This is a genomic window from Mycolicibacterium helvum, assembly GCF_010731895.1.
Lineage (GTDB): Bacteria > Actinomycetota > Actinomycetes > Mycobacteriales > Mycobacteriaceae > Mycobacterium > Mycobacterium helvum.
On the sequence record NZ_AP022596.1, the window covers coordinates 4,229,247 to 4,242,100 of the forward strand.

Below are 12,854 nucleotides of genomic sequence, written 5' to 3' on the forward strand. Positions count from 1 at the left end.
CGACTACCTGCACATCGGTGTGTGTTGGATGACATTTCCCGGTGACGCCAGCCGGACGACGGCGGGAATCAGCCGGCTAAGGAACGCGAATATCGTGGAGTTGACGTCGCATAGATAGGCATCGGCGTATGTTCCCCCCTCGGTAATTCGCGCGAAACCCTTGAAGAAGGGGCTGATGTTCGATCCCATGAACGACCAGCGCTCCCTTCCCGGGCCGACAATGTTCGCCAGGAAGCCGGGCTCGCGCTCGAGGAGGTCATGCAGCGGGGGGTAGATGTTGTCGGTGATCGTCGCCAATCGTGTGACCGCGGCGTTGATTGAACCCACCGATGCCACCAACTGATCGCGCCGGTCATCGAGCGTGACCATAACGTCATGGGTTTGGTTGATCAACGCCTCGAGATCGGTGTCTCGGGCGGCAAGGTTGGTGGCGACGTTGTTTAGGCCGGTGACGAGCTCGTCGAGCACCTGGTCAGGGCCGGCGAGTGTCTCCGCAAGTGCGGACGTTTGAGTGATCAGTGTCAGCACCGAACCCGAATCTCCTTGTAGGGCCTTGATTACCGCGTTCGTCAGGTTGTCCACCTGCTGCGGGTCCATCAGGCCGAACAATGGCTCGAACCCATTGAGCACATAGCTGATGTCAAAAGACGGTCTGGTGTTTTCCAGCGGGATCTGGGCTCCACTCGCCAGGGGTGTCCGGTCGGCCGATGATCCCTGCGAGAGGCCGAGATACCTTTGGCCGATGATGTTTTGATACGTCACCGAGGCGATCGTGCCCTTGTAGACGGCTTGGTCCTTTTGCACCTGGAACGTGACTTTGGCCAAGGTGCCCTCAAGATCGACTCTGTCCACGCGTCCGACACGAACTCCGGCAATGCGAACATCGTCGCCGGAGTGCATTCCGGACACATCGGTGAACATCGCCGAGTATTCGTTCGTCGGGCCTACGACGTCACGGCGAAGCGTGACGAGCACCATCCAGGTCGTCGCCATCGCCACCACCAGGAATAGGCTCAGGCCGATCACGGCGTTGCGGTACTTCACCGCTCACCTCCGGTGGCTGTTGCGAGATGTACGGTGGCTCCGCGCGCCAGCGGTCCCAGCAGGACCTCGGTGGCGGAATTCGCTTGGGCACCAACGATGAAGCTCAGTTGGTCTTTCTCCTGACTGCTCCCGACGGGACCGACGTTGCCGCCGATGACCGCCGATTGCGGTTGGACAGTCGGTGGGGGGCCGGGTTCGGGAGATGGAATAGGTTGTGCTGGCGGATCGGGTGCGGCCGGTGGCGGGGATTCGGCCGGCAGTAACGGTGGCGGGCCTTCGGGCGGCGGCCCCGCTGGTGGCAGGGGAGAATAAGCTTCGGGCGGCAGCACGGAACCTCGCGGCGGAGCCAGGTTGGGGCGATTCTCCGAGACGCCCGGAGGCAGCGGGAGCCCCCGAGATCCCAGTGCCGTCGTCAACGCGGGCGCGACCGGCACCTCAGGGGCTGTCTGGCAACTGGGACCCTCTAATGCACCGTAGCGAGGGCAATCGGCGCGCACGTAAGTCCGAGATGGGGTGAGGGAGATAATTGCGTTGGCCCGAATCACTCCTGCGTCGAGATCGATTGTGGTGGATGCCTTCTGGCTGAGCCCAACGAAGTTTTTGATCAGGCCGCTGACCACCTGGGGCCGAGCTCCCAACTCACCGATGACCGCAGTCAGGTTGGTGCTGATGTTGATAAGCCTGTCGGTCTGGTTGTCGAAGGCAGCACCGAGCGTTCCCACAGTGTTGTTCGCGGCGAATAGAAAGTCCGCCAATTCTGATCGTTTTTCGGCGAAGGTTTGTAGCGGCTTGACGGCGGGAGCGAGTGCGTCGAAGAGTTCTGGCGCAGCGGATCGCAACCCTTGAGCGGCAGCGGTGAAGGCAGATAGCGTGGACGGTCCCGGCTCAGTTCCGACTACCGTATTCAGTTGGGCGACAATCTCATTCAGGTCACGTCCGGCCTTCTCCAGTCGGTCACCGCGCCCCTGAGTAGCCTCGCCCAAGGCGGCAACCCAGCCGATCCGGTCCCCGTTCGGCTCGCGGCCCACGGCCACCAGCACCTGGCGCAGCTTGTTCAATGTGGTTTGAAACAGCACCGTCGGCAGACTTTGGTCCTCCTGGATAACGGCGCCAGGCCTCAGCTGAGCCCTGCTCTGCCCGTTGTCCACCAGCTGCACCGACGACACCGCGAAGACGTTGGACGGGACTACTCGGGCGGTAACCGTATTGGGGATACCCGAGAGGTATTCGGTCTTGAGCTCGATATCAACGATGTTGGGCCCGCCGGCCGATGCCGGAACAACTTCAGACACAAACCCGACCAATACACCGCGGAACTTGACGTCAGACTTGGCGGGCAGGCCATCACCCACGTTGACCAGCTCGGCGCGGACCCGCACGATCGGATCGAATTCGCCGTTGTACTTGCCAAGCAAGAGCGCGACGACCACAGCAAGCACTAGCAAAAACGCGACACCAGCCAGATAGAGGCGGCCGGTTGACGGGCCGCGGGCGTCTGTATCGAAGGAATTCGGCATCGCTAGCCACCAAACCTGACGCCAGCGTCGACGCCCCACATGGCCATCGTCAGCAGGGCGTTCAGCATGATGATCGCGGTGATGCTAGCGCGCATTGCATGCCCGGCCGCTACACCGACTCCTTCAGGGCCGCCGGTCGCGAAATAGCCGTAGTAGCACTGAATCACCGCAGCGACGAAGGTGAAGACGACTGCTTTGATCGTCGCGTACACGACGTCCCTGCCACTGCTGAACAATGCGAAATAGTGTTCGTATGTCCCCAGAGACGTGGGGGTAAAACCCACCACGGCCTCAGCGGCCAAGTACGCCGCGGCCAAACAAGCCAGGAACAACGGAATCACTGCAACAACCGATGCGACGACGCGCGTCGTGACGAGATAGGGGATGGGGTTGATGGCCATGGTTTCCATCGCGTCGATCTCCTCGGAAAGACGCATAGCGCCCAAGTGCGCGGTAAAGCGACAACCTGCCTGGGTGGTAAACGCGAGGGCGATCATGATCGGCGCCATCTCGCGCGTCGATCCCCATGAGGCGAGCATGCCGGTCGCCGGACCGAGACCAAGCAGGTTCAGCGAGTTGTAACCTTCGACGGCAAGCAGCGCACCTGCTGTGACTCCCAAGACCAACGCGACACCGACAGTGCCACCACCGACCACAATCGACCCGTTGCCCCACGCGATGTCGGACAGATTTCGTAGGAATTCGCGGCGGTAACGGCGTAGCGCGACAGGGGTCGTCACCAACACTCGGCCAAAGAAATACAGCATGTGACCGCTCCGGGCCACCGGCCGCCCCACCGCAGCCGCGGTTTGGGTCAATTGGTGGGTGCCGACGGCACGAAATGTTGAGGCTGCCATAGCCCTAGAGGCTCACCTTCGGGAAGATCATGAAATAGAGCTGACTCATGACGACATTGACGATCATCAGCAGGAGCATCCCCTCAACCACCGCCGCGTTCACCGAGTTCGCCACCCCAGCGGGGCCACCACGCGTGGATAAGCCCTTGTGGCAGCTGACAATTGCCACGATCGCGCCGAACACCACCGATTTCACCAGCGCCAGTACGAGGTCGTCCACGGTGGCGAACGAGGAGAACGTTGCCATGAACGAGCCCGGGGTCCCATGCTGCATATACACGTTGAAGAGGTAACCCATGATGAAGCCGGCGAAGGTCGCCAGTCCGGTCAACGCAATCCCAACTACGACGACCGCGGCGAACCGAGGAACTACCAGGCGCTGGATCACCGAGACCCCCATCACCTCCATCGCGTCGATTTCTTCGCGCATCGTCCGCGAGCCCAGATCAGCGCTGACCGCCGAGCCGACGGCAGCCGCGAGCAGGATCGCCGCCACCAGCGGAGCGCCCTGTCGGATCACCACCAGCCCGTTCGCCGCGCCGGCCAGCGACTCCGCACCGACTTGCCCAGCAAGCACAGAGAATTGGATCGAGAGAGTGACACCGACCGGAATCGTCACCAAAAGTGTCGGCACGATTGCCGTGCCAGCCATGAACGCCGCCTGTTTGACGAACTCGCCCGCGTTGAATCGGCCGGTGAATAAATCGACGAAGAAGTACTGAATAGTGCGTATGCCTAGAACTACCTGGCCACCGAAGGTGTCCAGCGACATCAACGGATGTGACCGTAGATACCGGCGCCCCCAGTCCCCAATATCGCCTAGGGCCGAGCGCTCCGGACATGGTGGCTGCGGCTGTTCTTCAGAAGCAGTCACCACTGCGGTGTTCTCTTGCTGCGTAGTGTCAGCCAGCGTCGTCACTGGACCCGCTGGCCACCCTTCCGTCGGTGTGCCGGTCAAAATGACTCGCTCCAATATCCACATCGGGACATTGGTCTGATGGCGACCACGCCGGTCTGGGCCCGGTGCGTACGCACTGACCTCAGGACCAACACCGAGTCGACCCCTTCGACCTCTTGCTCACCGCGGGCGTGCACTACGAGGGACACGAGCTCGGGGTGCACGACGATGTTGCGACCGCCGACGTTTGCCGTAGGCCACTGAACGACTCTGAGAGCATGACACTCTTTCTGCCTCGGCGGTTCACGGCCTGCGAACGCGCTATGTGTGACGCTGACCACGAATTTAGGCAAGTGGCCAGACAATGTCAATATTCGGCGTGCATCTCCCGTGCCGAGATCACCGCGACGTTCGCCAAGTCCTATGGGAAGGCGTCGAAGAAGTGCAGGGCCCTCATTTCGGATCAGGTGATGCCGGTGACGGGCTAGTCGCTGGACGATGCTTGGTGCCGATTGACGGCTGCGGCCCAGTCGCCGAGAGCGGGCCGGCGGGTCTCTAAATAGAGTCGGCAACAGTGCAATTCAAAGTACCTCCACGATGCGCTCAAGCGCTTCAGAAGGCTTGGACGGTCTCGCGTGGGCAGTGCGGGCGGTATCTTGCCGCCTCCGTGGCCCTGCAGCTGGCGACGCTGAAACGCCACGACGAACTGACGCCGAGCCGGGACCGTTCGGCCCGCAGCTGCGTGCCGAGCTGTTAGCGATGAGCGTCGTCGGATGCGCATCCGATCAAAAAGGTCTACCCCACGTTAAGCGGTGACCGGGCGACGACCAACGGCATCTGCCGCGACGAGGCAACAGTGACCAGCACGTGGATCATCGAATCCGCGTGCACGTATCCTGAGGTTTGCGAAGGGAATGTGACCAGCGAATTGGGTTGGACCGCAGGAGTTTCAACAGATGTGGCCTCTGGTACATCAGGCGTACTATGCCCGGTTGGCAACCGTGCCCATGGCTGGCGATCAGGATGCCGTTCACATTGCCGAGTATTTCCTGACGTACCAACGATATTCAGTTGCCGTCGGCGTGGCCGCCGACGATCCGGTCAACCGCCCTGTCGAGGTGTGCAGAGATCTGCTCGTAACTGAGCCACGATGTCGCACGGCCAACCCGGACCCAGGGCCGCCGAGATCCGGTGCGGAACTTCCACGACGATCTTCCGGCGCGCAGGATAGACACCAGGGTCGCCCGCGATCAACGCACTCGCGCATTCGGCAGCCATCTCAGGGTGGTCAGCGACGACGAACGCGATCCCCGAGACGTCGCCCGAACCCGTTCACACACAGGCTGATTCACATCGACAGACATCGGAACGTCTTGTGGCTGGCGAAAGTACGCTTCGGCGACAAGCGCGTTCTTCGACGGGAAGTGTTTGTGGGCGCTGGCTGGAGATAGTCGGGCGCGAGCTGCGACGGCGCGTACGGTCAGATCCGCATATGGTGATTCACACAACTCGTCGCTGGTCGCTTCGAGCAGCTTGCGAATGGTCACCGTGCGCGGTTGTTGCGCCGCCGCCTCATGACAGGTGCAGTCGGTGGCTTCGACTCACCTCGCTCGCAAAAGCCGATCGACCATCGCGCGGGCCTGCGGTATCAGCAGGGAATCCACATACTCCGGGGACGATGTTTGCTGAGTTCGTTGCACCACTCTCCGGTGCACGTAGTGGTACGGCCCTCATACGAGGAACGTCGGCCCCATCAGCGGGAACGACATGGCTTCCTGGGTAGCGGCGGGTCAGAACGTTTAGGTGTCGAGAAATGCCGCTTTCACATCGTCGTAGCGCGTCAAAATGTGGGCCGGTATCGGTTCGAAGAACCATCCGCGGGCGACCCCGCCTCGCTGATCGATGTGGTGCAGGACATCGAAGAGGTCGGGGATCTCGATGCGCATCGGTTGTACCGCTCCGAAGGAATCTGGGCGCAGGCGGGCTCCACCGCCAAAGGGCCGTTATCGCGATAGTCGTCATGTCTCGCGCGCTCGCCGTAAGTGCTAGCAACGATTTTCTGCCGAAAAGCTGTCGATCGGTGGCCGGCTCCTGCTACATTCTTCCGAGTTTGTAGTGTGATGCCCGCCACACCTAACGGGGTGATTGATGGGGGCGACATTGAGAGACAAATGGAGGCGACGTTGAGAGACAACAGGAACCGCTCGAACAGCCCATCGCGGCAGAGAGGTGCCGGTGCTGCTGCCCAAGGCTGCCCCGGGGGGGTAAGCACGCCCTCCGCTCGTGGCCCAGCAAAGTACATCGGCCGTGTCGGTGGGCTGGCGGTGGCGTTGGGCATCGGAGTGGTGATCGCCAACTCGGCTCCGACAGCCTGGGCGGACGCGGACACCTCGGGCGGGCGGACACACCAAGCCGCCTCGTCGGCCACCGCGGCGAAATCGGCGACCGCCACGAAGAAGCCACGAGAAGTTTCCTCGGGCCGGGCTAAGCCGGCAACGTCCAAATCCGGGCGCTCGGGGGCAGGCAACAGTTCGACTGAAACGACCAAAGACCCGGTTCGACCGTCCAGCGCGCAGACCCGCGGCACGTCGGCGACGATCACCATCGCCAAGCCGGCCGATAGCGGTTCGTCTACCCCAGATGCCGGGGACACCGCATTTGCCAGCGCGGCCGGGAATGCCCCAGCCTCCGACAAGGTCGACTCGGTCACTGCGGTGTCGTCGACGCGGTCGGTTCAACCGGCCGCAGCGAGTGTGTCAGCTCTGGCCGGATGGAATCCGATCACCGCAGACAACTCGCCGATCAAGCAGCTGTCGGTCACCTTGATGGCAACCCTGGAGGCGGCCCGCCGCCAATCGGACGCTGTCGAGTCACGGGTGACCGCCGCGCTCACATCGATCACCGCACCGTTGAATCAGCTCTTCCACAATCTGTCCGACAGCACCCCGACTCTCACGTACGACGCATCCACCAACACACCGGGTCAGTACGGAGCCGTCAACGGCCAGGTCATCGGATCCGACCCCGACGGCGACACGCTCACCTACTCGGTGCGCAGGTCCCCTAAGAGTGGTTCGGTAGTCCTGAACTCCGACGGTTCATTCACCTACACACCCGATGCCGCTATGCGAGCCAGCGGCGGGGTCGACACCTTCACCGTCACCGTTAGCGACGCACGGAATAACCCGCTTCACCTCCACGGGATAGGCACCTTGCTCGCCGCGGACTTCGGTCACACCGCGAGTGTGCAGGTGACAGTGCTGGTGCAACCGGCGCAGGCGGGCGAAATTAACCCCCTCGCAACGCCCCAGGAACTCGAATTCGAAAAACGTGTCGCCAGGATCGTGAATTCGCCTCTCGTACAACTGGCGAAGATCGTCCTCAAGATCGCGTGGCCGATGACTGCGAAAAAGTTCTTCGCCAACGTCAACGGGCCCGACCAAACCAACCTCGACCAAATCGATGCAGCGATTAACTCGTTCGCCGCATTCGCGGCGATGACCTCCCTGAATCGCGACCCTTACAACCCGAAAATCAACCCGAACGAGCTTCCCCAGCACACGTGGTACGGCGTGACGGGTAGGGATATCCGCGCCCTCTATGACAATCCGGACACCACCTACCGCATCATCCCGATGAGCTCCGACTCCGTCTATGTAGTCACCGGGAAATTCATCACCGGGCATATGCCCGTAGACACCACCTTCAGCGTGTTGGTCGGGACTGATGGCAAAACTGCTTCGACACTGTCGGCCAGCGACCTCGATATTGCACCCGACGGCAGCTACACGATCACGCTCGATTCGAATCCGACTGCGCCAGGCCAGAAGAACCATATCCAGCTCCCCTCGGGCGCCACCGGTATCGTTGTTCGCGACACTCTGTTGGATTGGGACACCGAGACCGCGACCCAACTGTCCGTCCAACGGGTCAGTGGCCCGGCCGACAACGTTTTCCATGAACTCGGCCTGACCTCACTGCCCGTGGTTGGGCGGGCACTGCAGGAAATCGGTGCCGCACTGGCTCGAGTCGGCGTCGCGCGTTCAGGGTCGCTGCCTGAGGTGTATTACAACGCGTATGCGGCCCTGATCACCCTTGTCAGCGGCGCCGTTTGGTATCAACAACGTTGGGCGGGCCTGACCACGACAGATCCGAGCACGGGAGAATTGAGACCGCCGAACGAACTCTCGCAGCCGGCCTCAGCCGGCTCGGACACCCTCGCGACCCAGTTGCAGAGCCTCGGCTACTTCCAGCTCAATGATGGCCAGACGCTGGTCGTGACGGTCGATCCTGGCAATGCCGGATACTTCGTTGTTCCCGTCACCAATGAATGGACTGTCACGAACAACTACTGGGACTACCAGACGAGCCTGAATAATTCGCAGGCCGTGGCTAATCCAGATGGAACCTATACCTTCGTGATCTCGAAGACGGATCCCGGCGTCGCCAACTGGGTCTCCACCGGCGGTCTCGATCAGGGGACGCTGTTTCTCCGGTTCCAGGCCCTCGACCCGAACTCTACTGATAAGCCTGCTGTTTCAGCTCAGGTTGTGCCGATCGACGGGCTGGGGACCGTACTGCCGCCTACCACTGTGTACGTAACGCCAGAAGAGCGCGCCGCCCAGATCGCTTCTCGCCAAGCGGGTTTCAATCGTCGGTTCGCACCTTACCCACAGGTGTAACGGCAATCCTGACCAATCGAACGAAAGGTGAAGCGGCTGCAATGCAGCCGCTTCACCATTCGCATGGAGTCAAGCTAGTGCAACGATCGACCGTACTCGACTGTGAGTTCCGCGGCAGCATGCAGCCACGCCGAGGTCTGGCGGACCCAGGACCTTGATGTCGGGAACGACATCGGCAATTGCATTGAAGATCAGTTTCAGTCCCAAGCGGGCCAGGTTGGCGCCGACACAGTTGCGGGCCCCATGTCCGCCGAAGCCGACGTGCAGATTCGGGTCGCGCAGGATGTCGAACACGAAGGGGTTGTCGAAGACTTCCTCGTCGAAGTTGGCTGATCGGTATAACATTCCGGCGCGCTGGCCCCCCGCAATCTGCACGCCGCCCAACTCGAGATCACGCATGGCCGTGCGCTGAAATACATTGCTCGTAGTGGACCACGGACAACTCGTTCACCGCGGTTGCGGCCGTCCTCCCAGGCGCTCCGAGTAGATCAGCGATGGACAGCAACGGCAGCCGGGCCGCGATATCGCCGACGAACTCGCCCAGTCCCTTCTCCGCGGCTCGCTCGACGATCGTGCGGGCCGCTGCCTGCAGCTGCGGTCGAAGCGCCTCAATGGACCGTGGTGTGAAGGCCCTCGAAACAAGCTTCCGCAGTCGGGTGTTGGGCGCATCCTGATTGACCAGGAGCGCCTTCGAGATTGCGCGGCATCATCGCCTCATATCCTGAGACCGAACAGGCCATCTCGGACTCCCTGACTCCGCTATGTGGCCGGACCCCGTGAACTGGTCCACGGGACCACTACGCGGGGCTCACCTCAACGGCACAACGGGTTTGCGGCGTCAGCTAGCGCATCGGCGGCCGAGCGGGCAGGCGGTCGTCCGTCACACTCCAGATAAGACAGATGTGTCGGCGGCGTCTTGGGATTAAGAGCACAATGCGGCTAGGGATCGCCGAGGGGTAGGACAGCCGATGGGTGGAGTCACTCCCCATCTGGGTGTCGAAGTGAATTTGGCGCGATGGGGCCGCGCCGTTGCAGTGGTCGTGCTGGTCGTTGCTGCCCTGGACTGGGTGGGCTGGGCGACCGGTATCGAGAGTTTGACGCGGGTCTATCGGACCTGGCCGCACATGGTGCCGTGGACCGCTCTATGGCTGGCCGCGCTGGCGGCGGCGATCCTGGTGCAGACTGGGCAGCCGGCTCGTGGGCGGGTCTGGGCCGGACGTGGCATGGCTGTGGTGGTGGGTATCGGTGCTGTTGTCGTCATTGCCGAGTACGTATCCGGTCGGTCGTTGGGCCTGGACCAGGTGTGGTTCGGAGACGCGGTGCGCACGTTGCAATCGTCCTGGCCGGGCCGTCCGAGTCCGTTGACGGCATTAGCGGTGCTACTCCTGGCCGCTGCGGTCGCGCTGACCCGAGTGGATCGTGGCCGGATCTGGGTGGTCTGGTCGGTGTGTGTCGTGGGTAGCGCGGCCATTCCATCCGTCGGCGTCACGGCCTACGTGTTCGGTGCGATGGCGCTGGTGGACGTGACGCCGTCCACCGGTATGGCGATGTCGACCGCCGTGGCGCTGCTGCTGCTCGCTGTGGCGACGCTCGTGGCGCGTCCTGACCGGCTTCCGCTGGCCTGGCTGATCGCCCGACCCGACTGGGTCGCACTGGTGCGGTTGTACGGTCTGGCCGTCGGCTTTGTGATCCTCGTGGCGCTGTCGAGGCTGACGTTCCTGGCCCTAGGCAGCAGCCAGAATGCGGCCTTTGTCCTCTCGCTGGTGGTGGGCACGGTTTTGGCGGTGGTGGCTGGGTTCCGATTGCGCCACCAGGAACAGAGTCTGCTGAAAGATCGCGCTGAGGCTGAGACGCGCTACCACATCCTGGCCGACAACGCCGTCGACATCATCGTTCACCTACGTGGCAGCCGGGTCGTGTGGATCTCGCCGTCGGTGGAGTTCGCGCTGGGCGGGCCACCCCAGTCGTGGATCGGTGCGGGCTTTCGCGGCCGCATCCACCCCGACGACCTCGACCCACTCGCCGACGCATTGCACAAGATCGCTAACGGCGACTCGGTGATGCACAGGTTCCGGGTGCGCTCCCTGGACGGTGGTTACCAGTGGGTCGACGGCCACGGAAAGCCCTATGTGGACGCTGAGGGCAACGTCGACGGACTGATCGCGGCGCTGCGCGTCGCCGATGATCGGGTCAAGGCCGAGCAACTACTCGAACGGTTGGCCCGGTTCGACACATTGACCGGGTTAGCGAATCGGGCCGAGGCGATCAGCCGCCTTGAGTCCGCATTGGCGCAGCCGTCCACTGGTGGAGACCACCTCGGCATTCTGTTCTGCGATGTCGATCACTTCAAGACCATCAACGACACCTGGGGACACGGCATCGGCGACGCAGTCCTCGCAACGTTGGCCACCCGTATCAGTGAATCTGTCCGTCACGGAGACTCGGTCGGGCGGACCGGAGGTGACGAGATGCTCGTCGTGCTGCCCGGTGTCCACAGCATCGACGAGGTCGCCCAGATCGGTGAGCAGATTCGCCGTCGGGCCGCCGAACCTATCCACGAATCCGGGATCACCGTCTATGCGACGTTGAGCATCGGTGCCACCATCGCTGACCCCGGCGAGTCTGTTGCCGTGATCACCGCCCGCGCCGATGCAGCTATGTACCAGGCCAAGTCAAGCAACAGGAACGTTGTCGTCCAGGTCGAACCAGCCCGGAGACCGCGGCCAACAGTTCGGTAATCGGCTCCCCTGGCTATCGTTGGATACGAGGACCTGGAATTTTCATCGGTCTCAAGGATGCAGAGGAACCCCCGGATGATGACGTCGACGCGAATTGTCTTGTTGCGAAACAGTATTCGGTAGATGGTCGCTGCGCTAACGTCAAAAGCCCTAGCGATGGTCGTGACAAGCTTGCCGGACGCCTGCATCCCGCGGGCCAGCGCGCCCTAGAACTAGGGCTATCACCGATTCCACTGAAAAGTCTTGGCCTGCTTTGTCCTAGATGCTGCCCGTCGGTTTCGCCATGAGCTGGCCACCGGCAGCCCCGCGAGTGGGTGGTGCGCTCAGAATCCCTCGGGCGCGGGCCTTTTCGACCCAACTGACCACCGTGCGTGGGGACACGAAGTACTCGTGGGCCAGGCTTGCTGCGTAGCCGCGGCGCCGGGCGAGGTACTCACGGGCGATCGTGGTCAGGAATTCGTCGCTGAGGAATCCACGGCGCCGGAGGGGTTGCACGGCAACGGCGGGGAATCCGGTGACCGGAAGATCGACGGAATACGGGTCTGATCCTGCCGCGATCAACCGGGGCAGGATTCCAGTCACGACCGTCAGCGGGGAGGCCCAGCGGAAGTCGCGCTGGAGCTCCACCAAATCAAGTCCGGCATGCGAAATTAGTGACATTTCCACGACCTCGGGCTTGCCTGCGACGAGGTCTATCCGCGCCGCCACCCGCGCTTGCTGTTCGCCGCTCGCCGGGTCCATCTTGACCCAGTCGACAATGACCGGCAGGTCGACGGTGACCTCGCCGGTCAGCCACGGGTGCCGGGGTCCGTCGGCGCGAGTGATTCGCGACGACACTCCGGGAGGCCGTGATTCGGTGTCCATAAGGCCCGATTCTGCTAGACCGGGTGACCGTCAACCTTCCATTTCAGCCCCCGCACGTTACATGTGCGAATTGAAAGCCGACGGCACGCACTTCAGTGTGACACCTTTTGGACACCGCAGGGGTGTCGGTTGGTCGCCAGCTCAACGCTGGTTTGAATCGGGGGATGTCATGTCCAAGTGCGACGCTGTACATGGTGAGAAGCCAACCGCCGGCGCCCGAGCCGGTTACGCACGTTACGTGGGCCACGTGGGAG

10 protein-coding genes and 1 pseudogene are annotated in these 12,854 nt (G+C 62.5%); 2 read left to right on the top strand and 9 right to left on the bottom strand.

Annotated elements, in window-relative coordinates; genetic code table 11:
- Positions 1-3 precede the first annotated feature (3 nt).
- From G6N38_RS19860 to G6N38_RS19885, 7 genes are all read right to left on the bottom strand, one after another.
- Positions 4-1,044 (bottom strand): MCE family protein, encoded by a 1,041-nt coding sequence (locus G6N38_RS19860; protein ID WP_163749763.1) that lies wholly within the window; start codon positions 1,042-1,044, stop codon positions 4-6.
- Positions 1,041-2,561, bottom strand: coding sequence for an MlaD family protein (locus G6N38_RS19865; RefSeq protein ID WP_163749764.1), 1,521 nt, complete (start codon positions 2,559-2,561; stop codon positions 1,041-1,043). Before G6N38_RS19865 ends, G6N38_RS19860 begins: the two co-directional genes overlap by 4 nt.
- A 2-nt stretch (positions 2,562-2,563) precedes the next feature.
- Complete coding sequence (locus tag G6N38_RS19870) at positions 2,564-3,418, bottom strand: MlaE family ABC transporter permease (RefSeq protein WP_163749765.1); 855 nt, start codon at positions 3,416-3,418, stop codon at positions 2,564-2,566.
- A gap of 4 nt (positions 3,419-3,422) precedes the next feature.
- Complete coding sequence (locus tag G6N38_RS19875; RefSeq protein ID WP_407663002.1) at positions 3,423-4,292, bottom strand: MlaE family ABC transporter permease; 870 nt, start codon at positions 4,290-4,292, stop codon at positions 3,423-3,425.
- Between the two features lie 1,091 nt (positions 4,293-5,383).
- On the bottom strand, positions 5,384-5,551 hold the full coding sequence (locus G6N38_RS30770) for a hypothetical protein (RefSeq protein ID WP_246227333.1): 168 nt from the start codon (positions 5,549-5,551) through the stop codon (positions 5,384-5,386).
- A 15-nt stretch (positions 5,552-5,566) separates the two neighbouring features.
- A complete protein-coding gene (locus tag G6N38_RS30775; protein ID WP_246227334.1) occupies positions 5,567-5,863 on the bottom strand; it encodes a TetR/AcrR family transcriptional regulator in 297 nt (98 codons plus the stop codon).
- 252 nt (positions 5,864-6,115) lie between these two features.
- The gene (locus tag G6N38_RS19885) at positions 6,116-6,262 is read right to left on the bottom strand and encodes a hypothetical protein (protein ID WP_163749767.1); all 147 of its coding nucleotides are present in this window, start codon (positions 6,260-6,262) and stop codon (positions 6,116-6,118) included.
- Between the two features lie 807 nt (positions 6,263-7,069).
- Here G6N38_RS19885 and G6N38_RS19890 point away from each other — a divergent pair.
- Entirely contained in the window at positions 7,070-8,998 is a 1,929-nt protein-coding gene (locus tag G6N38_RS19890; RefSeq protein ID WP_163749768.1) for an Ig-like domain-containing protein, read from the top strand.
- Between the two features lie 74 nt (positions 8,999-9,072).
- On the opposite strand, the pseudogene G6N38_RS31295 reads toward G6N38_RS19890, so the two are convergent.
- Positions 9,073-9,433: pseudogene (locus tag G6N38_RS31295) on the bottom strand (cytochrome P450); the annotation flags it as partial.
- A gap of 533 nt (positions 9,434-9,966) precedes the next feature.
- Between G6N38_RS31295 and G6N38_RS19900 the strand changes: the two are divergent.
- Positions 9,967-11,736 (top strand): sensor domain-containing diguanylate cyclase, encoded by a 1,770-nt coding sequence (locus G6N38_RS19900; RefSeq protein WP_163749769.1) that lies wholly within the window; start codon positions 9,967-9,969, stop codon positions 11,734-11,736.
- A 258-nt stretch (positions 11,737-11,994) separates the two neighbouring features.
- Here the strand turns inward: G6N38_RS19900 and G6N38_RS19905 are convergent, their stop codons facing one another.
- Positions 11,995-12,600, bottom strand: a complete 606-nt coding sequence (locus tag G6N38_RS19905; protein WP_163749770.1) for a hypothetical protein — start codon at positions 12,598-12,600, stop codon at positions 11,995-11,997.
- Positions 12,601-12,854: the final 254 nt, after the last annotated feature.